20 protein-coding genes are annotated in these 23,093 nt (G+C 58.8%); 8 read left to right on the forward strand and 12 right to left on the reverse strand.

From position 1 onward, the window contains the following. Positions 1 to 132: 132 nt before the first annotated feature. Complete coding sequence (rep, locus tag ASE98_RS17315; RefSeq protein WP_060542555.1) at positions 133 to 2,142, forward strand: DNA helicase Rep; 2,010 nt, start codon at positions 133 to 135, stop codon at positions 2,140 to 2,142. Positions 2,143 to 2,200: 58 nt separating this feature from the next. Further along, positions 2,201 to 2,773: a xanthine phosphoribosyltransferase gene (locus ASE98_RS17320; RefSeq protein WP_060542556.1), complete on the forward strand. Its 573-nt coding sequence runs from the start codon at positions 2,201 to 2,203 to the stop codon at positions 2,771 to 2,773. Positions 2,774 to 2,899: 126 nt separating this feature from the next. Here ASE98_RS17320 and ASE98_RS17325 read toward each other — a convergent pair whose 3' ends face one another. The 6 genes from ASE98_RS17325 to dadA all read right to left on the reverse strand — a co-directional run bounded on the left by ASE98_RS17325 (position 2,900) and on the right by dadA (position 9,606). Then, a complete protein-coding gene (locus ASE98_RS17325; protein WP_060542557.1) occupies positions 2,900 to 4,822 on the reverse strand; it encodes an acetyl-CoA hydrolase/transferase C-terminal domain-containing protein in 1,923 nt (640 codons plus the stop codon). A 711-nt stretch (positions 4,823 to 5,533) separates the two neighbouring features. Beyond that, complete coding sequence (locus tag ASE98_RS17330) at positions 5,534 to 5,947, reverse strand: c-type cytochrome (RefSeq protein ID WP_060542558.1); 414 nt, start codon at positions 5,945 to 5,947, stop codon at positions 5,534 to 5,536. A 183-nt stretch (positions 5,948 to 6,130) separates the two neighbouring features. Beyond that, positions 6,131 to 6,679, reverse strand: coding sequence for a cupin domain-containing protein (locus ASE98_RS17335; protein ID WP_008023455.1), 549 nt, complete (start codon positions 6,677 to 6,679; stop codon positions 6,131 to 6,133). 127 nt (positions 6,680 to 6,806) lie between these two features. Beyond that, positions 6,807 to 7,880, reverse strand: a complete 1,074-nt coding sequence (gene alr / locus ASE98_RS17340; protein WP_060542559.1) for an alanine racemase — start codon at positions 7,878 to 7,880, stop codon at positions 6,807 to 6,809. Positions 7,881 to 7,976: 96 nt separating this feature from the next. Then, the gene (locus ASE98_RS17345; RefSeq protein ID WP_060542560.1) at positions 7,977 to 8,330 is read right to left on the reverse strand and encodes a RidA family protein; all 354 of its coding nucleotides are present in this window, start codon (positions 8,328 to 8,330) and stop codon (positions 7,977 to 7,979) included. Beyond that, positions 8,302 to 9,606 (reverse strand): D-amino acid dehydrogenase, encoded by a 1,305-nt coding sequence (gene dadA, locus ASE98_RS17350; RefSeq protein WP_060542932.1) that lies wholly within the window; start codon positions 9,604 to 9,606, stop codon positions 8,302 to 8,304. The genes ASE98_RS17345 and dadA overlap by 29 nt, the downstream gene beginning before the upstream one ends. Positions 9,607 to 9,763: 157 nt before the next feature. Between dadA and ASE98_RS17355 the strand changes: the two genes are divergently transcribed. After that, positions 9,764 to 10,252: an Lrp/AsnC ligand binding domain-containing protein gene (locus ASE98_RS17355; RefSeq protein WP_003177284.1), complete on the forward strand. Its 489-nt coding sequence runs from the start codon at positions 9,764 to 9,766 to the stop codon at positions 10,250 to 10,252. Positions 10,253 to 10,377: 125 nt separating this feature from the next. Here ASE98_RS17355 and ASE98_RS17360 read toward each other — a convergent pair whose 3' ends face one another. Beyond that, entirely contained in the window at positions 10,378 to 10,731 is a 354-nt protein-coding gene (locus tag ASE98_RS17360; RefSeq protein ID WP_060542561.1) for a YkgJ family cysteine cluster protein, read from the reverse strand. A gap of 147 nt (positions 10,732 to 10,878) precedes the next feature. Here ASE98_RS17360 and ASE98_RS17365 point away from each other — a divergent pair, with 147 nt between their 5' ends. Further along, the gene (locus tag ASE98_RS17365) at positions 10,879 to 12,192 is read left to right on the forward strand and encodes an NAD(P)/FAD-dependent oxidoreductase (RefSeq protein WP_060542562.1); all 1,314 of its coding nucleotides are present in this window, start codon (positions 10,879 to 10,881) and stop codon (positions 12,190 to 12,192) included. Between the two features lie 127 nt (positions 12,193 to 12,319). On the opposite strand, the gene ASE98_RS17370 is transcribed toward ASE98_RS17365, so the two are convergent. After that, a complete protein-coding gene (locus ASE98_RS17370; protein WP_060542563.1) occupies positions 12,320 to 12,562 on the reverse strand; it encodes a DUF1127 domain-containing protein in 243 nt (80 codons plus the stop codon). A 179-nt stretch (positions 12,563 to 12,741) separates the two neighbouring features. On the opposite strand from ASE98_RS17370, the gene ASE98_RS17375 reads away from it, so the two are divergent. Both ASE98_RS17375 and ASE98_RS17380 read left to right on the forward strand, forming a co-directional pair. Continuing rightward, positions 12,742 to 14,175 carry an aminotransferase-like domain-containing protein gene (locus ASE98_RS17375; RefSeq protein ID WP_060542564.1) on the forward strand — a complete coding sequence of 478 codons (1,434 nt, stop codon included), beginning with the start codon at positions 12,742 to 12,744 and terminating at the stop codon, positions 14,173 to 14,175. Positions 14,176 to 14,235: 60 nt separating this feature from the next. Then, on the forward strand, positions 14,236 to 15,810 hold the full coding sequence (locus ASE98_RS17380; RefSeq protein ID WP_060542565.1) for a phospholipase D family protein: 1,575 nt from the start codon (positions 14,236 to 14,238) through the stop codon (positions 15,808 to 15,810). 14 nt (positions 15,811 to 15,824) lie between these two features. Here ASE98_RS17380 and ASE98_RS17385 read toward each other — a convergent pair whose 3' ends face one another. Together ASE98_RS17385 and ASE98_RS17390 are read right to left on the reverse strand one after the other, a co-directional pair. Continuing rightward, positions 15,825 to 16,967, reverse strand: coding sequence for an MFS transporter (locus tag ASE98_RS17385; RefSeq protein ID WP_060542566.1), 1,143 nt, complete (start codon positions 16,965 to 16,967; stop codon positions 15,825 to 15,827). A 190-nt stretch (positions 16,968 to 17,157) separates the two neighbouring features. Continuing rightward, complete coding sequence (locus tag ASE98_RS17390; protein ID WP_060542567.1) at positions 17,158 to 18,651, reverse strand: aldehyde dehydrogenase; 1,494 nt, start codon at positions 18,649 to 18,651, stop codon at positions 17,158 to 17,160. 226 nt (positions 18,652 to 18,877) lie between these two features. Here ASE98_RS17390 and ASE98_RS17395 point away from each other — a divergent pair, with 226 nt between their 5' ends. Next, positions 18,878 to 19,240 (forward strand): cupin domain-containing protein, encoded by a 363-nt coding sequence (locus tag ASE98_RS17395; protein ID WP_060542568.1) that lies wholly within the window; start codon positions 18,878 to 18,880, stop codon positions 19,238 to 19,240. A 192-nt stretch (positions 19,241 to 19,432) separates the two neighbouring features. Next, complete coding sequence (locus tag ASE98_RS17400) at positions 19,433 to 19,645, forward strand: hypothetical protein (RefSeq protein ID WP_060542569.1); 213 nt, start codon at positions 19,433 to 19,435, stop codon at positions 19,643 to 19,645. 280 nt (positions 19,646 to 19,925) lie between these two features. Here ASE98_RS17400 and ASE98_RS17405 read toward each other — a convergent pair. Then, positions 19,926 to 21,148 (reverse strand): IS3 family transposase gene (locus ASE98_RS17405; protein ID WP_177336982.1). Its coding sequence is split into 2 segments (ribosomal slippage): positions 19,926 to 20,797 and positions 20,797 to 21,148, totalling 1,224 coding nucleotides; the frame shifts between segments, so codons are not numbered across the junction. A 322-nt stretch (positions 21,149 to 21,470) separates the two neighbouring features. Next, the gene (glnA, locus tag ASE98_RS17415) at positions 21,471 to 22,877 is read right to left on the reverse strand and encodes a type I glutamate--ammonia ligase (RefSeq protein ID WP_060542571.1); all 1,407 of its coding nucleotides are present in this window, start codon (positions 22,875 to 22,877) and stop codon (positions 21,471 to 21,473) included. Positions 22,878 to 23,093 lie beyond the last annotated feature (216 nt).

Raw genomic sequence — 23,093 nt, forward strand, 5'->3', positions numbered from 1 at the left:
CGCATCCTGCGTGAAAGTATCAAAACCGGCAAATATAGATCGCGTTCTACGTCACAAGTCGGACAGAGCAGCACAATTCGCTGAGCCTGTTAAAATGCCGGCCCATTTCGTGACTGACTCCTGAATTTAGCTATGTCCCGACTCAATCCCCGGCAGCAAGAAGCCGTGAACTACGTCGGCGGCCCTCTATTGGTGCTCGCCGGTGCAGGCTCCGGCAAGACCAGCGTGATCACGCGCAAGATTGCGCACCTGATCCAGAACTGCGGCATTCGCGCCCAGTACATCGTCGCCATGACCTTCACCAACAAGGCCGCCCGCGAGATGAAGGAACGGGTCGGCACCTTGTTGCGCGCCGGCGAAGGACGCGGGCTGACGGTGTGCACCTTCCACAATCTGGGCCTGAACATCATCCGCAAGGAACACGTGCGGCTGGGCTACAAACCCGGTTTCTCGATCTTCGACGAGACCGACGTCAAGGCCCTGATGACCGACATCATGCAGAAGGAATACTCGGGCGACGACGGCGTCGACGAGATCAAGAACATGATCGGCGCCTGGAAAAACGACCTGATCCTGCCGCCCCAGGCCCTGGAAAACGCGCGCAACCCCAAGGAACAGACCGCCGCCATCGTCTACACCCACTACCAGCGCACACTCAAGGCGTTCAACGCGGTGGACTTCGACGACCTGATCCTGCTGCCGGTAAAGCTGTTCGAAGAGCACGCCGACATTCTGGAGAAGTGGCAAAACAAGGTGCGCTATCTGCTGGTGGACGAATACCAGGACACCAACGCCAGCCAGTATTTGCTGGTGAAAATGCTCATCGGCAAACGCAACCAGTTCACCGTGGTGGGTGACGACGACCAGTCGATCTACGCCTGGCGCGGTGCCCGTCCGGAAAACCTGATGCTGCTCAAGGACGACTACCCGTCCCTGAAAGTGGTGATGCTGGAGCAGAACTACCGCTCCACCAGCCGCATCCTGCGCTGCGCCAACGTGCTGATCTCGAACAACCCCCACGAATTCGAAAAGCAGCTGTGGAGTGAAATGGGCCACGGTGACGAGATCCGCGTGATCCGCTGCCGCAACGAAGATGCCGAAGCCGAGCGCGTGGCCGTGGAAATCCTCAGCCTGCATTTGCGTACCGACCGCCCTTACAGCGATTTCGCGATCCTCTATCGCGGCAACTACCAGGCCAAGTTGATCGAACTGAAGCTGCAGCATCACCAGGTGCCGTATCGCCTGTCCGGCGGCAACAGCTTCTTCGGTCGCCAGGAAGTGAAAGACCTGATGGCCTACTTCCGCCTGATCGTGAACCCTGACGATGACAACGCTTTCCTGCGGGTGATCAACGTGCCGCGCCGCGAGATCGGTTCGACGACGCTGGAAAAACTGGGCAACTACGCCACCGAGCGCAAAATCTCGATGTACGCCGCCACCGACGAAATCGGCCTGGGCGAGCATCTGGACAGCCGCTTCACCGATCGCCTGTCACGCTTCAAGCGCTTCATGGACAAGGTCCGCGAGCAGTGCGCCGGCGAAGACCCGATCTCGGCGCTGCGCAGCATGGTCATGGACATCGACTATGAGAACTGGCTGCGCACCAACAGCTCCAGTGACAAGGCTGCCGATTACCGCATGGGTAACGTCTGGTTCCTGATCGAGGCGTTGAAGAACACTCTGGAGAAAGACGAAGACGGCGAAATGACCGTCGAAGACGCCATCGGCAAGCTTGTATTGCGCGACATGCTGGAGCGTCAGCAGGAAGAGGAAGACGGCGCCGAAGGCGTGCAAATGATGACCTTGCACGCCTCCAAGGGCCTGGAATTCCCCTACGTGTTCATCATGGGCATGGAAGAGGAAATTCTCCCGCACCGCTCCAGCATCGAAGCCGACACCATCGAAGAGGAACGCCGCCTGGCCTACGTGGGCATTACCCGCGCGCGCCAGACCCTGGCCTTCACCTTTGCCGCCAAGCGCAAGCAGTACGGCGAGATCATTGATTGCGCACCCAGCCGCTTCCTTGATGAGCTGCCACCGGACGATCTGGCCTGGGAAGGCAACGACGACACCCCGACCGAAGTCAAAGCCGTACGTGGCAATAGCGCATTGGCGGATATACGCGCGATGTTAAAGCGTTAGAATTGACCACTTTTAATTAGACCTTCGGCGTAAAACACGCCAAATGAGGACAAGCTTCATGGAAGCACTGCACAAGAAAATTCGCGAAGAGGGCATCGTGCTTTCCGACCAGGTCCTGAAGGTCGACGCCTTTTTGAACCACCAGATCGACCCGGCCCTGATGAAGCTGATCGGCGACGAATTCGCCACGCTGTTCAAGGATTCGGGTATCACCAAAATCGTCACCATCGAGGCCTCGGGCATCGCACCAGCGATCATGACCGGCCTGAACCTTGGCGTACCGGTGATCTTCGCGCGCAAGCAACAGTCCCTGACCCTGACCGAAAATCTGCTGTCGGCGACCGTTTACTCGTTCACCAAGAAGACTGAAAGCACTGTGGCCATCTCCCCGCGTCACCTGACCAGCAGCGACCGCGTGCTGATCATTGATGACTTTTTGGCCAACGGCAAGGCGTCCCAGGCGCTGATTTCGATCATCAAGCAAGCCGGTGCGACAGTGGCAGGCCTGGGGATCGTAATCGAAAAATCGTTCCAGGGCGGCCGTGCCGAGCTGGATTCGCAGGGTTATCGCGTTGAGTCATTGGCGCGTGTGCAATCGCTGGCCGGTGGTGTCGTGACCTTTATCGACTAAGTCACACCGTCTACCTCCTGTGGGAGCGGGCTTGCTCGCGAATGCGGTGTGTCAGTCGATAGATTTATTGACAGGTACACCGCATTCGCGAGCAAGCCCGCTCCCACAGTTGTTTTGGGTTGTCTGTTATTGCTCGGTTGCTTTCAGGCCGGCCAGCAGCAACCGCTGATACAAATCTTCCTTCAACCCCTCCGGACTGCTCAGTTGCATCCGCGCCAAATGCTCTGGATACAACGATGCCTGCGGCGCATCCAGCGCTGCCTTGCCCAGCTCCAGCACTTCGCTCAGTTTGAACTTGCTCTTCAACCAGTTCAGCGCCCGCAACAAATCCCGCTCTACCCCGGTGAAATCGCACCCCAATGGATATTCCGCAAACAGATGCGGATGCCGCGCCTGAATCGCCTGCAAACGCTGTGGGTTGTTCTCGGTGAACCGTGGATCAAGAAGGAAATTCTTCGGCAACTTGCCGACCTTCTGCGCCTGCTCGATCAACCCGGGCTGAAACCGCGAATCGCTGATATTGAGCAACGCTTCGATCACCGCCGCATCGGTCTTGCCGCGCAGATCGGCGATGCCGTACTCGGTGACCACGATGTCGCGCAGGTGCCGGGGTATCGTGCAGTGACCGTATTCCCAGACGATGTTCGAACTGACCTCCCCGCCTGATTCGCGCCAGCTACGCAGCAGCAACACTGACCGTGCACCTTCCAGCGCATGGCCCTGAACCACGAAGTTGTACTGTCCGCCAACACCACTGAGTACACGCCCGTCCTCCAGCTGATCCGCTACGCCAGCACCGAGGAGGGTCACGGTGAACGCGGTGTTGATGAACCGCGCATCGAGACGTTGCAAGCGCTTGAGTTCTTCCTGGCCGTGAAGCTCGTTGATGTAGCTGATGCGGGTCATGTTGAATTCCAGGCGCTTGCTCTGCGGCATCTCGCGCAAGCGCTCATAGAAAGTGCGCGGGCCGAGGAAGAAACCGCCATGCACCGAAATACCGTCAGCCTGCGCGGCTTCGTCCAGCGTACCGGCATTCGCCTGCTGCTGGGTCGCGACGTCCGGGTAAACCTTGCGCCTCACGATACCGGCCTCAGCCAGCACCAGCAGGCCGTTGACGAACATTTCGCTGCAACCGTACAAGCCCCTGACAAAGGGATCGACACCGCCTTCACGGGCAATGAGCTGCGCCCACAGGCCGAGGTCTACATCCTCCAGCAAAGCCTTGTAACCACCGTTGTCGGCCTGTCTCGCCAACAGCGCTGCCGTCAGGGCATCGCCCATGGAGCCGATGCCGATCTGCAGCGTGCCGCCGTCGCGCACCAGTGCACTGGCGTGCAGGCCGATGAAATGGTCCTGGAAACCCACCGGCATGTTCGGCGTGGAGAAAAGTGTGCTGTTGTCCTTCTCGTCGATCAGCAGGTCGAAGGTGTCGATACCGACTTGCGCATCCCCATGCATGTAGGGCAAATCGTTGTGCACCTGGCCCACCATCAGAATGGTTTCGCCGCCAGCGCGGCGCCTGGCGATCATCGGCAACAGGTCGAGGGTGATGTCCGGGTTGCAGCTCAGGCTCAAGCGATCAGGATGCTCGTCGTGGCTGGCCACCAGTTGCGCCACCAGATTCAAGCCGGCGGCGTTGATATCCCGGGCGGCATGGCTGTAGTTGCTGCTGACGTAATCCTGCTGCGCCGTTGCGCTATTGAGCAGGCTGCCGGGCTGCATGAAAAACTGCTGGATGTGAACGTTGTGCGGCAACTTGTCCTGCTGCAGATCGGCGAGAAAATCCAGTTCCGGATAATCGCCGAAAACCTCTTCTACGAAGGGTTCCAGGAAGCGCTTCTGTAAGCCATCGCCCAAGGCAGGCCGGCCCAGGCACAGCGCGGTGTAGACCGTCAGCCGCCGCTCGGGCAACTGCGCAATACGCCGGTACAGCGCGTTGACGAAGTGGTTGGGTTTGCCCAGCCCTAGCGGCAGGCCCATGTGAATATGCGCCGGCAAGCGTGCCAAAACGTCATCCACTGCCTGTTCGATCGAACACAACTGCACCATCTGAAGCCTCCCAACCGTTCCGTGAATAGGGTACGACCGAGCTTGCCGGGAGTTTGCTGCAAAGAACAGCCCCTCACCCTAACCCTCTCCCGAGGGAGAGGGGACCGACTGAGGGTTGTTCAAGAGCCACATCGACCTGAAAGTACCGTACCGAATCCATAATCGACCCGATCTTTTCAGGTCGATGTATTACACAAGACACCACGGGCGGCCGGACGTTTCGGGAGGGCTGGCACCAGGCCTGGGGGGCTGCCAAAGAATCGCAAGTACCGCTCTGAATCCATAATCAACCCGATGTTTCAGGTCGATGTATTACACAAGCCACCTCGGTCGGCCGGACGTTTCGGGAGGGCTGGGACCAGGCCTGGGGGGGCTGCCAAAGAATCGCAAGTACCGCTCTGAATCCATAATCAACCCGATGTTTCAGGTCGATGTATTACACAAGCCACCACGGGCGGCCGGACGTTTCGGCAGGGCTGGGACCAGGCCTGGGGGGGGCTGCCAAAGAATCGCAAGTACCGCTCTGAATCCATAATCAACCCGATGTTTCAGGTCGATGTATCACGCAAGACACCTCGGTCGGCCCCCTCTCCCTTTGGGAGAGGGCTGGGGTGAGGGGACGGCTCTCTATCACCCCACACTATCCAACCCTGAACGACACGCACAAAAAAACCGCTCGAAAGCGGTTTTTTTGGCGAAAGGTTCGGCGAATTACAGGCCGGACATCTCTTTGATAGCGCCCTTCAGCTCATCATCAGAGCAGTCAGCGCAGGTGCCTTTTGGCGGCATTGCGTTAATACCGGTGATGGCTTTGGCCAGGATGCCGTCGAGGCCGCCCTGGTGATCAGCACGCTCTTTCCAGGCAGCCTTGTCACCGATTTTCGGTGCGCCCAGCAGGCCGGTGCCGTGGCAAGCATTGCAATGCTTTGCAATGACATCTTTAGGCGCTTTTGCACCTCCGCCACCACCGGTAGAGGCAGCGACTTCCATGCCCTTGCACTCTTGACCCTGAACACAGACTTGACCGACCGGTTCAAGGCGTTTGGCGATATCGTCGTTGGTCGCAGCTTGAGCGCTGACAGCCCATAGGGCCAATACGGTTGCTGGTGCAGCCAGCATTTTCATAATTAGATTCACGCGTTCACCCTCAATGGTGGCTAGTCACGCCTACGGCCACGGTTCGCAGGCGGGCGCAAGTATAGCGGTAAGCCCGCGTCACTGAAACAACCCCAAAGTCGAAGGGGTCTTAGGCGCTGGCGAAAAAACACCCCGGACGCCTCTGCGATACTGGCAGGACGCCTCTTCCCCTTAGAAATTCGCCGGCGTGGCTGCGCTGATTAGTCGCGCAGGCACATCGAACGGATTACGGAAACGGTGAGGCTTGGTACTTTCAAAGTAGTAGCTATCGCCAGCTTCGAGCACAAAAGTTTCCAGCCCGACCACCAGCTCCAGCTTTCCTTCGACCAGAATGCCGGTTTCCTCGCCCTCATGGGTGAGCATCTCGTCCCCGGTGTCGGCGCCTGGCGGATAGATTTCATTGAGAAACGCGATAGCCCGGCTGGGATGCGCCCGACCGACCAGCTTCATGGTCACCGCACCATCGGAGATATCGATCAGCTCGTTGGCCTTGTAGACGATCTGAGTCGGTTTTTCCTGCAGGATTTCTTCGGAAAAGAACTCGACCATGGACATGGGAATCCCGCCCAGTACTTTCCTCAGCGAACTGATCGAGGGGCTGACGCTGTTCTTCTCGATCATCGAAATGGTGCTGTTGGTGACCCCCGCCCGTTTGGCGAGTTCACGCTGGGAAAGGCCCTTGAGCCTACGGATGGATTGCAGTCGTTCACCGACGTCCAAGCTTGCGCCTCCAGGAATCAGGTTTGTTGGAATAATGAGCGTTATCATGGCGACAGCGTTCAGTATTTACAACACTTTGGCCCGAATCCTGTCCGGCGAGGCGACTTCCGGTCTGGCGTTCCTGGCACTAAGCCCCGGAATAGAGCATTGGCACCCGGCGCAGGTTGCAGAAGATCTGATAAGGAATCGTCCCGGCAGCCATGGCCACTTCGCTGGCGAGGATGTTTTTACCCCACAATTCGACGGTCGAACCCAGGCCGGCTTGCGGCACATCGGTCAGGTCGATGCACAGCATGTCCATCGATACCCGGCCGATCAATTGGCTGCGCTGCCCGGCGACCAGCACCGGGGTACCGGTCGGTGCCTGGCGCGGATAGCCGTCGGCGTACCCCATGGCTACTACGCCCACGCGCATCGGTTTGGACGTAATAAACCTGGCGCCGTAACCAATCGGTTCGCCGGCCGGCAGTTCACGCACGCAGATCACTTTCGATTCGAGGGTCATCACCGGCTGCAGGCGCGAGGCGACCTCATTAGCTTCTTCGAACGGCGTGGCGCCGTAGAGCATGATGCCCGGACGTACCCAATCGCTCGGAATCTGTGGCCAACCGAGTACCGCCGGGGAGTTGCGCAGGCTGACCTCGGCGGACAAGCCCTGACGCGCCGCCTCGAACACAGCCACCTGCTCGGCGCTGGTTTGTTCGTGCAGCTCATCGGCACGGGCGAAGTGGCTCATCAGCACGATCTTCGCGACCTTGCCGCTGGCCAGCAGGCGTTGATAGGCCGCCTGGTAATCCGCCGGATGCAAGCCCACCCGGTGCATACCCGAATCAAGCTTGAGCCATACGGTAATCGGCTTGCTCAATACGGCTTTCTCGATGGCTTCGAGTTGCCACAATGAATGCACCACGCACCAGAAATCATGCTCGATGATCAGCGACAACTCTGAGGCTTCGAAAAAACCTTCCAGCAACAACACCGGCGCGTGAATGCCCGCCGCCCGCAACTCCAGAGCCTCTTCGATGCACGCCACGGCAAACCCGTCCGCCTCGGCTTCCAGCGCCTGGGCGCAACGCACCGCGCCATGGCCATAGGCATCGGCCTTGATCACTGCGAGGGCGCGAGCCCCCGTCAGTTCACGGGCGATCTGGTAGTTGTGACGCAGGGCTTGAAGGTCGATCAGGGCACGGGCAGGACGCATGGCGGCAGACTTCTGGTCGGGTTTTGTAAAAAAAACCGGCGCTGGCTGTCGGCGTAAACCGCCAGCAGCACCGGAAGAGGGATCTTTGTGACAGGCTTATGGCAGAGCCGCTACAACCGACAGCTCAACCAGAATTTCCGGCTCGCACAGTTTCGATTCAACGGTGGCACGGGCAGGGGCGACGCCTTTTGGCAGCCACTTGTCCCACACCGCGTTCATGCCTTCGAAATGCGCGTCGATGTCTTTCAGGTAAATAGTTACCGACAGCAGATGATTCTTGTCGGTACCGGCCAGGTCGAGCAAACGCTCGATATTGGCCAGGGTTTCACGGGTCTGTTGTTCAATCCCGGCGTTCATGTCGTCGCCGACCTGCCCGGCCAGGTACACCGTGCCGTTATGGGTGACGACCTGACTCATGCGCTCATTGGTGAGCTGGCGCTGGACTGACATGCTTTGCAGACTCCTGGATTTTGCTGCCATAACGGGAAATATCGAGGCCTTCGGCGCTGATCTGCGGCTTTTTCTTCGCCATCAGGTCAGCCAGCAAGCGGCCGGAGCCACACGCCATGGTCCAGCCGAGCGTGCCGTGACCGGTGTTCAGGAACAGGTTCTTGAATGGGGTAGCGCCGACAATCGGCGTGCCGTCCGGGGTGGTCGGACGCAAGCCGGTCCAGAAGCTGGCCTGGGCCAGATCGCCGCCCTGAGGATAAAGATCGTTGACGATCATCTCCAGGGTTTCGCGTCGACGCGGGTTCAGCGACAGGTCAAAACCGGCAATTTCCGCCATGCCACCAACGCGGATGCGGTTGTCAAAACGGGTGATCGCGACCTTGTAGGTCTCGTCGAGAATGGTCGAGGTCGGAGCCATCGCCGCATTGGTGATCGGCACGGTCAGGGAGTAGCCCTTGAGCGGATACACCGGTGCCTTGATGCCCAGCGGCTTGAGCAGTTGCGGCGAGTAGCTGCCCAGAGCCAGCACGTAGCGGTCAGCGGTTTCCAGCTTGCCGTCGATCCACACGCCATTGATACGGTCACCGGCGAAGTCGAGGCGCTGGATGTCCTGGCCGAAACGGAACTGCACACCAAGTTTCGTGGCCATTTCAGCCAGGTGAGTGGTGAACATCTGACAGTCGCCGGTCTGGTCGTTCGGCAGGCGCAGGGCACCGGCGAGGATGTCGGTCACCTGGGCCAGGGCTGGTTCGACGCGGGCAATGCCCTCGCGGTCGAGCAACTCAAACGGTACGCCGGACTCCTTCAACACGGCGATGTCTTTCGCTGCGCCGTCAAGCTGGGCCTGGGTACGGAACAATTGGGTAGTACCGAGGCTGCGGCCTTCATAGGCAATGCCGGTTTCAGCGCGCAGTTCGTCGAGGCAGTCACGGCTGTACTCGGACAGGCGGACCATGCGCTCCTTGTTCACTGCATAGCGGCTGGCCGTGCAGTTACGCAGCATCTGGGCCATCCACAGGTATTGATCGATGTCGGCAGTGGCCTTGATCGCCAGTGGCGCATGGCGCTGCAACAGCCACTTGATGGCTTTGAGCGGCACACCCGGCGCAGCCCACGGCGAGGCATAACCGGGCGAGACTTGCCCGGCGTTGGCGAAACTGGTCTCCATGGCAGCAGCCGGCTGCCGGTCCACGACAACCACTTCAAATCCGGCACGGGCCAGATAATAAGCACTGGTGGTACCGATGACGCCGCTACCCAAGACCATGACGCGCATTTTCATATACCTCATCGCGGCGAACCGCTGACGTTTGTTGATCAGAGCTACAGATGTGCGCAGTGTAAAAAAGATCTGCCAGTGTATTTCACTATATAAACGCCTATATTTGGCGACAATTCTCGGCAAAAACCCTTTTCACGGAGGCGCATCCCCTATGCGGACCAACACTCAGACCAAACGGGAGCTGGACAAGATCGACCGCAACATCTTGCGAATCCTGCAGGCGGACGGGCGCATCTCCTTTACCGAGCTGGGGGAAAAGGTCGGGCTCTCGACCACGCCCTGTACCGAGCGGGTCCGGCGCCTGGAGCGCGAAGGGATCATCATGGGCTACAACGCCCGGCTCAACCCGCAGCACTTGAAGGGTAGTCTCCTGGTGTTCGTGGAGATCAGCCTGGACTACAAATCCGGTGATACCTTCGAAGAGTTCCGACGCGCGGTGCTGAAATTGCCCCATGTGCTGGAATGTCATCTGGTGTCAGGGGATTTCGATTACCTGGTGAAGGCGCGGATTTCCGAGATGGCTTCGTACCGCAAGCTGCTCGGCGACATCCTGCTCAAGCTGCCCCATGTGCGGGAGTCCAAGAGCTATATCGTGATGGAAGAAGTGAAAGAGAGCCTGAGCTTGCCGATTCCGGATTGAAGCTTGCGGCGTCTGTTCGGCAGCCTTCGCGAGCAAGCCCGCTCCCACATTTGATCGCGTTCATCTGGGACAACCCGGTCAAATGTGGGAGCGGGCTTGCTCGCGAAAGTAGCGACTCGGTCTACCTAGACCAGCACCTGCCGGGTGCTGGCCATGTACTCGAACACCTGCTTTTCCACCCGCGGATGTATCAACTCCACCGGCCCCCGCCCATTTGGGCATGGCAATGTCCTGGTGGTACCGAACAGCCGGCAGATCAGCGGCCGCTCGTCATACACCGTGCATCCGTTCGGCCCCAGATGCACACAATTGAGCTCGTCCATCGCAGCATCCTGCTCGGCGCCGGTCTTGCGCGGCAGGCGCGACATTTCTTCCGGCGAGGTGGTCACCGGTCCACAGCAGTCGTGGCAACCAGGCACGCACTCGAAAGAGGGAATCTGCTGGCGCAGCGTACGGATTTTCTGACTGTTGCAGTCCATTGAAGCGGTGGCCAATAGCGGATTGGAGCGCGATTCTGACGCAAAAGCCCGGATCCAGACAGCAGCAACCGACCAGTGTTGCCCGCTCGGGAAAGTCCGGCTTATGCTCCGTCAAATTTTCTAAACACATGAATCGGGAATACGCACATGAATGCCCGTGCTCAACAGCCTGCTGCACACCACCAGCACACCGCCTCGTATTACGCCGCCAGCAGCCTTGCGCAGCCTGAGCACCCGGTGCTTCAGGGCGAAGTGGTGGCCGATGTGTGCGTGGTTGGCGGCGGATTTTCCGGGTTGAACACGGCGATCGAGCTCGCCGGGCGCGGGCTCAGTGTGGTGCTGCTCGAAGCCCACAAGATCGGTTGGGGCGCCAGCGGTCGCAATGGCGGGCAGCTGATTCGCGGCGTCGGCCACGGCCTTGAGCAATTCACCAATGTGATCGGCGTGGACGGTGTACGCCAGATGAAACTCATGGGCCTGGAAGCCGTGGAAATCGTCCGCCAGCGGGTCGAACACTTTCAGATCCCCTGCGACCTGACCTGGGGCTACTGCGACCTGGCCAACAAGCCCCGCGACCTTGAAGGTTTCGCCGAGGATGCCGAAGAGCTGCGCAGCCTCGGCTATCGCTATGAAACCCGCCTGCTGCAAGCCAACGAAATGCACACCGTAGTCGGCTCCGGGCGTTACGTCGGCGGACTGATCGACATGGGTTCCGGGCACTTGCATCCACTGAACCTGGCTTTGGGCGAAGCCGCTGCGGCGCAGCAGTTGGGAGTCAGGCTGTTCGAGCACTCAGCTGTCACTCGCATCGATTACGGCCCGCAGGTCAAGGTTCATACCGCCCAAGGTGCGGTACGCGCCAATACTCTCGTGCTGGGTTGCAATGCCTACTTGAGCGGACTTAATCCCGAACTCAGCGGCAAAGTCTTGCCCGCTGGCAGCTACATCATCGCCACCGAGCCACTGAGCGAAGAACAGGCCCAGGAACTGCTACCGCAGAACATGGCAGTCTGTGACCAACGGGTGGCGCTGGATTACTACCGGCTCTCGGCGGACCGACGCCTGCTGTTCGGCGGCGCCTGCCATTATTCGGGGCGCGATCCGAAAGACATCGCCGCTTACATGCGCCCGAAAATGCTGGAGGTCTTCCCGCAGCTGGACGCAGTGAAGATCGACTATCAATGGGGTGGCATGATTGGCATCGGCGCCAACCGTCTGCCGCAGATTGGACGTCTCAAGGACCAGCCGAACGTGTATTTCGCCCAGGCCTATTCCGGGCATGGTGTGAATGCCACGCATCTGGCGGGCAAACTGCTGGCCGAAGCCATCAGCGGTCAACAGAGCGGTGGGTTCGATCTGTTTGCAAAGGTGCCGCACATTACCTTCCCAGGTGGAAAGCATTTGCGTTCGCCGTTGTTGGCGTTGGGGATGCTTTGGCATCGGCTTAAAGAGTTGGTCTGAAAGAATGGCAGCGACACGTCTGGCGCCTTCGCGAGCAAGCCCGCTCCCACAGGGGATATGCGTCGATCACAGATCCATTGTGGGAGTGGGCTTGCCCGCGAAGAGGCCCTGAAGAACACTGCCTGTTTCAGCTCCGCCAGAAGGGTTTCAGCCCCTCCTCCAGCGCCTGCTCACGGGTCAGGCCGATGTCCTTCAACTGATCCGGCGTCAGCGCCAGCAACGCCTGGCGCGTGTGCAGACGATGCCAGAACAGGCCCCAGCGATTCAGACAGGACGGCGCGTTGCGCATTGTTGCGCGCATGCCGTTTTTCTGCCCTGTTGCCAGTTCCTGACTGTGTAACGTCAGCCGCACATCGCTCAAGCCGTTCATTTTGGTCGCTCCTGTTTACTTGGGTAGCCAGAGATTCCATGATGCGCGGGCGGGCAAAAGCATTACAGATTCAATCTATCCGTATTAACTCCATACAGATTTGCTGTTGTTGCGTCTGAATCCTCGATTTTTGCCGTATCTGTACTGGTTTATCGGATCACCACCCACGAGGCTGCGCCATGACCCTTTACGTCAATCTCGCCGAATTGCTCGGCACGCGTATTGAACAGGGCTTCTATCGCCCCGGTGACCGGTTGCCCTCAGTGCGGGCGCTGAGCGTCGAGCACGGGGTCAGCCTGAGCACGGTGCAGCAGGCTTATCGAGTGCTGGAAGACAGCGGGCTGGCCACGCCAAGGCCAAAATCCGGGTATTTCGTTCCAGCCAGCCGCGAACTGCCGGACCTGCCGGCGGTAGGCCGCCCGGCGCAACGTCCGGTAGACATCTCCCAATGGGATCAGGTGTTGGAGCTTATTCGCGCAGTGCCGCGCAAGGATGTGGTGCAACTGGGGCGCGGCATGCCGGACATCACCAGCCCGACCATGAAACCACTGCTACGCGATCTGGCCCGGATCAGCCGGCGCCAGGACATGCCTGGCCTGTATTACGACAACATTCATGGCAACCTCGAACTGCGCGAACAAATCGCCCGCCTGATGCTCGACTCCGGCTGCCAGCTGGGCTGCGGCGAACTGGTAGTCACCACCGGTTGCCACGAAGCGCTCTCCACCAGCATCCGGGCGATTTGCGAGCCCGGCGACATTGTGGCGGTGGACTCGCCGAGCTTTCACGGCGCCATGCAGACCCTCAAGGGCCTGGGCATGAAAGCCCTGGAAATTCCCACCGATCCGCTGACCGGAATCAGCCTCGACGCGCTCGAACTGGCCCTGGAGCAGTGGCCGATCAAAGTCATACAGCTGACGCCCAACTGCAACAACCCCTTGGGCTACATCATGCCCGAGTCGCGCAAACGCGCGTTGTTGACACTCGCACAGCGATTTGACGTGGCGATCATCGAGGACGATGTGTATGGCGAGCTGGCCTACACCTATCCTCGCCCGCGCACGATCAAATCCTTCGACGAAGACGGGCGCGTGCTGTTGTGCAGCTCGTTTTCCAAGACCCTGGCCCCCGGCTTGCGTATCGGCTGGGTTGCGCCCGGCCGTTATCTGGAACGGGTGCTGCACATGAAATACATCAGCACCGGCTCAACCGCTCCGCAACCGCAGATCGCCATCGCCGAATTTCTCAAGGGCGGCCACTTCGAGCCGCATTTACGCCGGATGCGCACCCAATACCAGCGCAATCGCGACATGATGATTGACTGGGTGACCCGTTACTTCCCCGCCGGAACCCGCGCCAGTCGTCCGCAAGGCAGCTTCATGCTATGGGTCGAACTGCCGGAAGGCTTTGATACCCTGAAACTCAATCGTGCCCTGGATGATCAGGGCGTACAGATCGCCGTCGGCAGCATTTTTTCCGCCTCGGGCAAATACCGCAATTGCCTGCGCATGAACTACGCTGCCAAACCAACACCGCAGATCGAAGAAGCGGTGCGCAAGGTCGGCGCAATGGCGATCAAATTGCTGGCGGAAAACGACCCATTCAGTGACTGACTTTTATCCGGAATCCAGCATCCATATGTCATTACTCCTCGCCAACTGGAACGACCTAACGTGAGAGTCAGTCAGCCCCTGCTTGTTCTCCTGCTAATCGCTTCGTTCCTGTGTGGATGCGCCAGCTTCGACATTCGGCGAGAGTCCAGCCAGGCGCTGCCAGCCTCGGATTCGGCGTTTGGTCGTTCGGTCCAGGCGCAGGCCGCGCCTTATAAGGGGCAATCCGGCTTCCGCCTGCTGTCCGACAGCACCGAAGCCTTCACCGCCCGGGCCGAACTGATCCGCAACGCGCAAAGCAGTCTCGACTTGCAGTACTACATCGTGCACGACGGTATCAGCACACGGATGCTGATCGATGAACTGCTCAAGGCCGCCGACCGTGGTGTACGTGTTCGGGTGCTGCTCGACGATACCGCCAGCGATGGCCTGGACCAGTTCATCGGCACCCTCGCCGCTCACCCGAAAATCCATATCCGCGTGTTCAACCCGTTGAATCTGGGGCGCAGTACCGGAGTGACGCGGACCGTGGGGCGGCTGCTGAACCTGTCGCAGCAACATCGGCGCATGCATAACAAGTTGTGGCTGGCGGACAACAGCATGGCCATAGTCGGCGGGCGCAATCTGGGGGACGAGTATTTCGACGCCGAACCCAATATGAACTTCACCGACATCGACATCCTCGGCGTTGGCCCTGTCGCCGACGAGCTCGGACACGGTTTCGACCAGTACTGGAACAGCGCGTTGAGCAAGCCGATCGACGAATTCCTGTCGAGCAAACCGACCGCCCAGGACTTGAAGGAGACCCGTGCCGGCCTGGAAAAATCGCTGGAAGAAAACCGCAGACAGAATCACGCGCTTTACCAGCGCCTGATGACCTATACCACTCACCCGCGCCTCGATACTTGGCGTCAGGAGCTAATCTGGGCCTGGAGCCAGGCGCTCTGGGATGCGCCCAGCAAGGTGCTGGCCAAGGGCGAACCCGATCCGCATTTGCTGCTGACCACGCAACTGACGCCCGAGCTCGATGGCGTCAGCAAAGAGCTGATCATGGTTTCGGCTTACTTTGTGCCCGGCGAACCCGGACTTGTTTACCTGACCGGACGCGCCGACGCCGGGGTCTCGGTGAGTTTGCTGACCAATTCACTACAGGCCACGGATGTACCGGCGGTACACGGTGGATACGCACCCTATCGCAAGGCACTGCTGGAACACGGCGTGCGACTGTTCGAATTGCGCCGCCAACCCGGTGAAGACAGCCCCGGTGGTAGTGGACCGCGCCTGTTCTCCAGCGCCGCCTATAGTGGCTCCGATTCCAGCCTGCACAGCAAGGCGATCATTTTCGACCAGCAAAAATCCTTCATCGGCTCTTTCAATTTCGATCCACGCTCGGTGTTGTGGAACACCGAAGTCGGCGTGTTGGTAGACAGCCCGGAACTCGCGGCCCGAGTCCGTGAGCTGGCGCTCCAGGGCATGGCACCCGCCTTGAGTTATGAGGTGAAACTGGAAAAAGACCAAGTCGTCTGGACCACCGAAGACGACGGCAAAATGCACACGCTGACCAAGGAGCCAGCGAGCTGGTGGCGACGGGTCAATGCATGGCTCAGCACAACCGTTGGCCTGGAGCGGATGTTGTAGAAACCCCAAAAGATCTATGCAGCTTGCGCCGTACCAAACGCCCCTTGCCGCAACACCACAATCAGCACACCCAAGGCCCCCGCTGCCATCAGCAACGGCAGCGCGTGCCCGCTGACCCACTGACTGCCAGCACCGGCCAGCAGCGGCCCGACCAGACAGCCAATCCCCCACAGCTGTGCCACGTGCGCATTGGCTCGCACCAGCGCATCGTCGCGGTAGCGCTCGCCGATCAGAATCAGTGACAAGGTGAACAACCCACCGGCACTGGCGCCGAACAGAACCCACAGCGGCCAGATCAGCAACGTGTCGATCAACATCGGGATCGCCAGACTCGATACCAGCAATATCAACGCGCAACCGGTAAACAGCGCACGCCGCGACAGGCGATCGGCCAAAGCGCCAATGGGCAACTGCAGCAGGGCATCACCCACCACCACGGTGCTGACCATCGCCAGCGCAATTTCCGTGGTAAAGCCCTGACGCAGGCAGTAGACCGGCAACAGCGTCAGGATCATGGCTTCGAATGCGGCAAACAGCGAGACCGCCCAGGCAATCGCCGGGAGGCCACGACAGAAACTCAGCAAGTCACCGAAAGTCACGCTGCTGGCTTCGCTGGAAGGCGCACCGCTTCGCCCGAGCAACAGGAACGGCGCGGCCAGCAACAGACCGACACCCACCCAAAAGCCGTAATCGTGCTCCGTGCCCAGGAAGCCAAGCAGCACCGGCCCGGCCAGTTGGCTCAGCGCGTAGCTGCTGCCATACAACGCCACCAGGCGCCCCCGCCATTGCTCGACCACCAGTTGATTGATCCAGCTTTCACCGAGGATGAACACCAGGGTCAGGATCACCCCGATCATCAGCCGTAGCAGCAACCAGACGGGGTAACTCGGTAATAGCGCCAGCAGACCTATGGAAACTGCCCCGGCCCACAGGCATAGGCGCATCAGGTTGGCCGTGCCAAGGCGTGCCGCCAGATGGCTGGAAATCTTCGCCCCCAGCAATACGCCGATCGCCGGCATCGCTGCCATCACGCCAATTGCAAACGAGCCATAACCCCAGCTTTCCAGGCGAAAAGAAACCAACGGCATGCTGACGCCCAAGGCCAGGCCGACACTCAAGACAGACGCCAACACGGCGAAATAAGTCGCCCAACGCATGTTCCACGCTCCTGTGGATTGTTATTTTTTCAACCACCACAAAACAATGTGGGAGCGGGCTTGCTCGCGAAGTGGCCAGCACATTCAACGTCTATGTTGACTGTTACGGCGCCTTCGCGAGCAAGCCCGCTCCCACAGGGGATCTTTGTCGTTTGAGAGACCTGATCCAAATCAGGCCTCCCCTACTGACTTACAACTTGATCCAGGTCGCCTTCAGCTCGGTGTACTTGTCGAATGCGTGCAGCGACTTGTCGCGACCGTTACCAGACTGTTTGAAGCCGCCGAACGGCGCGGTCATGTCGCCGCCATCGTATTGGTTGACCCACACGCTACCGGCACGCAGTGCCCGGGCGGTGAGGTGAGCCTTGGAAATGTCCTTGGTCCACACTGCAGCGGCCAGACCATAAGGCGTGTCGTTGGCAATCGCGACAGCCTCTTCGGCGGTGTCGAACGCAATGACCGACAGCACCGGCCCGAAGATTTCTTCCTGGGCAATTTTCATCGCGTTGCTCACGCCGTCGAAAATTGTCGGTTCGACGTAAGTGCCGCCGGTTTCCTCAAGGGTGCGCTTGCCGCCGGCCACCAGTTTGGCGCCATCGGCATGACCCGACTCGATATAGGACAGCACGGTGTTCATCTGCTGCGTATCCACCAGCGCACCGACATTGGTTGACGGGTCCAGCGGGTTGCCCGGCTTCCAGGTTTTCAGTGCCTCGATCACCAGCGGCAGGAATTTGTCCTTGATCGAACGCTCCACCAGCAGACGCGAACCGGCGGTGCAGACTTCGCCCTGGTTGAAGGCGATAGCGCCGGCAGCGGCTTCGGCGGCTTCCTGCAAGTTCGGCGCATCGGCGAACACGATATTCGGGCTCTTGCCGCCGGCTTCGAGCCAGACGCGCTTCATGTTCGATTCGCCAGAGTAGATCAGCAATTGCTTGGCGATCTTGGTCGAACCGGTGAACACCAGGGTGTCGACGTCGTTATGCAAGGCCAGGGCTTTGCCGACAGTGTGGCCGTAACCCGGCAGTACGTTCAGCACGCCTTTCGGAATGCCGGCTTCTACAGCCAGCGCCGCGATGCGGATGGCGGTCAGCGGAGATTTTTCCGACGGTTTGAGGATCACCGAGTTGCCGGTGGACAGCGCCGGGCCGAGTTTCCAGCAGGCCATCATCAGCGGAAAGTTCCACGGCACGATGGCGCCCACGACACCGACCGGCTCACGAGTCACCAGACCCAACTGATCGTGCGGGGTCGCGGCCACTTCGTCGTAGATCTTGTCGATGGCTTCGCCGCTCCAGCTCAGGGCTTGTGCCGCGCCGGGAACGTCGATGTACAGGGAGTCGCTGATTGGTTTGCCCATGTCCAGGGTTTCAAGCAGTGCCAATTCTTCGGCATGCTGCTTCAGCAGGCCGGCGAAACGGATCATGGTGGCTTTGCGCTTGGTCGGCGCCAGGCGCGACCAGACACCGGAGTTGAAGGTGGCGCGGGCGTTTTCCACGGCGCGCTGGGCGTCGGCGGCGTCACAGCTGGCAATCTTGCCCAGCAGACGGCCATCGACCGGGCTGATGCACTCGAAAGTCTCGGAGGAGACAGCATCGGTGTATTCGCCATTGATGTAGGCGCGGCCTTCGATTTTCAGGTCGCGGGCACGTTGTTCCCAGTCGGCACGGGTCAGGGTGGTCATGCGAGTGTCCTCCTCTTATTGAATACGACACCCGCGTTCTTCGCGGGCGCTGTCAGGAATTCTGCCCGGCCAGCCTGTTTTTCGGCCCAAGGCATCCCGCCACCCTAAACCAGCGACAGGTGAAGTTTCAATATATTTGACATAACACCGGCAAACGGCCTTGCGATGTTCATTTTAATAAACATAGACTTGGGCTTTTCCAACGCAATCTCTGGGGATTACAACAATGAGCATCCAGGACGTCGTCGACTTCAGCCAGGCCAACACTCAACCCGAACGCTACCGGCCAGACCCGGCCAAAGTCCTCAAGGGCGACCCGGAGCAAGCGGTGTACAACCACTACAACAGTCCGTGCGGGCAGTTGAATGCGGGCGTGTGGGAAGGCGCAGTCGGCCAGTGGCTGGTGAATTTTACCGAACATGAATACTGCGAAATCGTTCAAGGCGTGTCAGTGCTGCGCGACAGCGATGGCAATAGCAAAACCGTGCGCGCGGGCGATCGTTTCGTGATCCCGGCCGGGTTCAAAGGTACCTGGGAGGTACTTGAGCCTTGCCGCAAGATCTACGTGGCATTTGAGCAGAAGGCTTGAAGCCGGCCGATTGAACCACCCCAAAGCCCGCCCTCATGGCGGGCTTTTTGTTGCTCGAGGCGCTGGAAAAACATCGCGTCACAGTGCGGAGGATGAAAAACACCGGGGATTAATCCAGACTTTTTCCACGCCACCCATGACGGATGGCGAGAGCAAATTCGCTCAAATCAACTTTTAGCAAGGAAGCAATTCATGACTCTGGATTTGAACCAACATCTGATCACCGCCCAGCAGTACATCGGCAAACATTACTCCGAAGAGCTGCGTGCAGAACTCGCCAACAAGACCGGCCTGGCAGTACGCCCGACAGGCATCGGGTTCATCATGACCAAGGACTACAACCCTGCACGCATCAACCTGCGGGTTGAAAACGAAATCATCACCCATGTCACCATGGGAAATTGATTTCATTGCAGCCCTGTCGCGGGGCTGAAGCGACCAGAAGCACCTCGTAATACAAAACGCCCGATGCGCTGCTTCGGGCGTTTTTTTGCATTTACCGATCCACTTTTTTCAGCCCTGTCTAGTCCTGAAATAGGTTTACACCTGTTTCAGTCTCAAAACGCCCGATGCACCGCATCGGGCGTTTTGTATTTCAAGGCCAGATGTGGCCGCTCCGCGTTGTACCAATGGGCTCATTCGAAGATGTGTCTAGTCCTGAAATAGGTTTACACCTGTTTCAGTCTCAAAACGCCCGATGCACCGCATCGGGCGTTTTGTATTTCAAGGCCAGATGTGGCCGCTCCGCGTTGTAGATCAGCACTGATTCATCAACCATTCTCACCGCGTCGGCCAGGTTCTTGGGGCGATGCAGCAAAAACTCCGTCTTCARAATCCCGTTTATTCGCTCCGCCATCGCGTTCTGATAGCAGTCATAGCCATCGGTCATCGAACAAATGACCCCGTGTTTGGTGTGAAAACGCTGATAAAGGTCGGAGCAATACTGGGCCCCACGGTCTGAGTGATGAACCAGCGGCTGCTTGGTTTTCCTTCCTCCTACAGCCTTCTTCAGCGCTTTGAGCACCGACTCTGTATGCAAGCTCTCATGCACATGATGTCCCACTATTTTACGCGAGTATGCGTCGGTGATCAGGCTCAGATAAGCAACGCTCTCCTGGGTAGGCAGATAGGTTATATCCGCAACCCAAACTTGCTCAGGAGCACAGGCAATGATTTGCTGCGGGCCTGCCTTGAGTAGGTTTGGATGGCGGCGAAATCGATGATGGCTGTRGGTAGTCTTGTGGTATGCCCGCTTGCGAGGGACCAATTCTCGCGCTTCTCGCAGGATGCTGAACAGGCGATCGCGCCCCACCCGCAGCCTCGYTTCTGCTTCGGCATGCAGCATATAATGCAGCTTGCGTGTTCCCAGCCTTGGCTGGCGCCGCCGCTTTTCCAAGACGAAATCCACGACCTTTTGATCGTCGCTAGCCTTCGCATCAAACGCTCGGTTGCGCTTGTAGTAAGCCTGACGTGAAATGCCCATGAACAGGCAAGCCCTGCTGATACTCAGGTCTTTGACTTGCCCTTGCGCGAGGACTTGCCGGGTCGCTTTTTTACGATGGATACACCGTAGTCGTTCTTCAAGACGTTTACGACAGCCTCGAAAAACTGAGCCTTTTGATTGCTCAGTTCAAGCTGCTCTTCAAGCTCTTTGATCCGCTGCTCGGGTGACAGCGGTACCGTGGACTCGGCCATGGAACTCTTCCTCAGCACTCGAATAGACGCGCCTTGGCTCCAATCCTGCCGACCATGCTTGCGTAACCACACCAACACCGTTGACCGACCCTGGATGCCATAGCGCCGTTGAGCCTCTTTATAACTCAACTCGCCCTTTTCGACCTGGTCGACCACCGACAATTTAAAAGCCAGCGTGTAATCGCGCTGACTGCGCCTTTTCCCCGAATCCATTGCTCCCTCCTGAAAATAGGTCAGAAGGTGTAAACCTTATTCAGGACGGGACAGTGCAATAAAAAAGGCCTCCCGAAGGAGGCCTCTTTTGTCACGCCGCGTGTCGCGGCGCTACCGGATCAGCAGCTGTAGTACAGCTCGTATTCCAGTGGGTGTANAGCCAGCGTGTAATCGCGCTGACTGCGCCTTTTCCCCGAATCCATTGCTCCCTCCTGAAAATAGGTCAGAAGGTGTAAACCTTATTCAGGACGGGACAGTGCAATAAAAAAGGCCTCCCGAAGGAGGCCTCTTTTGTCACGCCGCGTGTCGCGGCGCTACCGGATCAGCAGCTGTAGTACAGCTCGTATTCCAGTGGGTGTACGAAGGTACGTACCTTGATTTCTTCTTCGCTTTTCAGAGCGATGTAAGCGTCGATGAAGTCGTCGCTGAAAACGCCGCCTTTGGTCAGGAACGCACGACCTTTGTCCAGCTCTTCCAGGGCTTCTTTCAGGCTGCCGCAAACTTGTGGGATCTCTTTGGCCTCTTCAGGCGGCAGGTCGTACAGGTTTTTGTCAGCTGCATCGCCAGGGTGGATCTTGTTCTGGATGCCGTCCAGGCCAGCCATCAACAGTGCGGCGAAGCACAGGTACGGGTTGGCAGCCGGATCCGGGAAGCGTGCTTCGATACGGCGGGCTTTCGGGCTCGACACGTAAGGAATACGGATCGAAGCGGAGCGGTTGCGAGCCGAGTAGGCCAGCATTACCGGTGCTTCGAAGCCTGGAACCAGACGCTTGTAGGAGTTGGTCGCCGGGTTGGTGAAGCCGTTCAGGGCCTTACCGTGCTTGATGATGCCGCCGATGAAGTACAGGGCGGTATCGGACAGGCCGGCATAGCCTTCGCCTGCGAAGGTGTTCTTGCCGTCTTTCCAGATCGACATGTGTACGTGCATGCCCGAACCGTTGTCGCCGTACAGAGGCTTAGGCATGAAGGTCGCGGTGCGGCCGTAAGCGTCAGCAACGTTGTGTACAACGTACTTCAGGGTTTGGGTTTCGTCGGCTTTCTTCACCAGGGTGTTGAACTTGACGCCGATTTCGTTCTGGCCGGCAGTTGCCACTTCGTGGTGGTGAACTTCGACGGTCAGGCCCATTTCTTCCAGTGCGTTGCACATGGAGGTACGGATTTCGTGGTCGTGGTCGAACGGTGGAACCGGGAAGTAGCCGCCTTTGACGCCTGGGCGGTGGCCCTTGTTGCCGCCTTCGATGTCCTGGTCGGACATCCAGGAACCTTGTTCGGAGTAGATCTTGAACATGGAACCGGAAATGTCGGACTTGAACTTCACCTGGTCGAAGATGAAGAACTCTGGCTCTGGGCCGGCGAATACGGTGTCACCGATACCGGTGGATTTCAGGTGCTCTTCGGCACGCTTGGCGATCGCACGTGGGTCGCGATCGTAGCCTTGCATGCTCGAAGGTTCGATGATGTCGCAGACCAGGATCAGGGTCGGCTCTTCAGTGAACGGATCCAGCACAGCGGTGGAGTCGTCCGGCAGCAGGATCATGTCGGAAGCTTCGATACCTTTCCAGCCAGCGATGGAGGAACCGTCGAACATTTTGCCGACTTCGAAGAAGTCGTCTTCCAGCGCATCGCGAGCCGGCATGGTCACGTGGTGCTGAGTGCCTTTGGTGTCTGTGAAGCGCAGATCAATCCACTTGACGTCATGATCTTTGATGAGTTGAACCGACTTCGACATAGTGTCCTCCGGGTGGATTAGGGCTGGTAGTGGATGCCCTTTAATGTTTGTGATGCCGGCGCGAATACTCTGCCAAGGCAACCTGCCTCACAAGGGAGCAAATTGCATGCCAGTGCCCCAGCATGGGTTTTTTGCCCCAAAATCTCGCTTATCAGGGCATATTGGCCTTTAAGGAAGAAAATCCCGCCCTGTAATGTTGCGTCGAAGGCGATAAAT

It is taken from the genome of Pseudomonas sp. Leaf48 (genome assembly GCF_001421885.1).
Taxonomy (GTDB): Bacteria; Pseudomonadota; Gammaproteobacteria; order Pseudomonadales; family Pseudomonadaceae; genus Aquipseudomonas.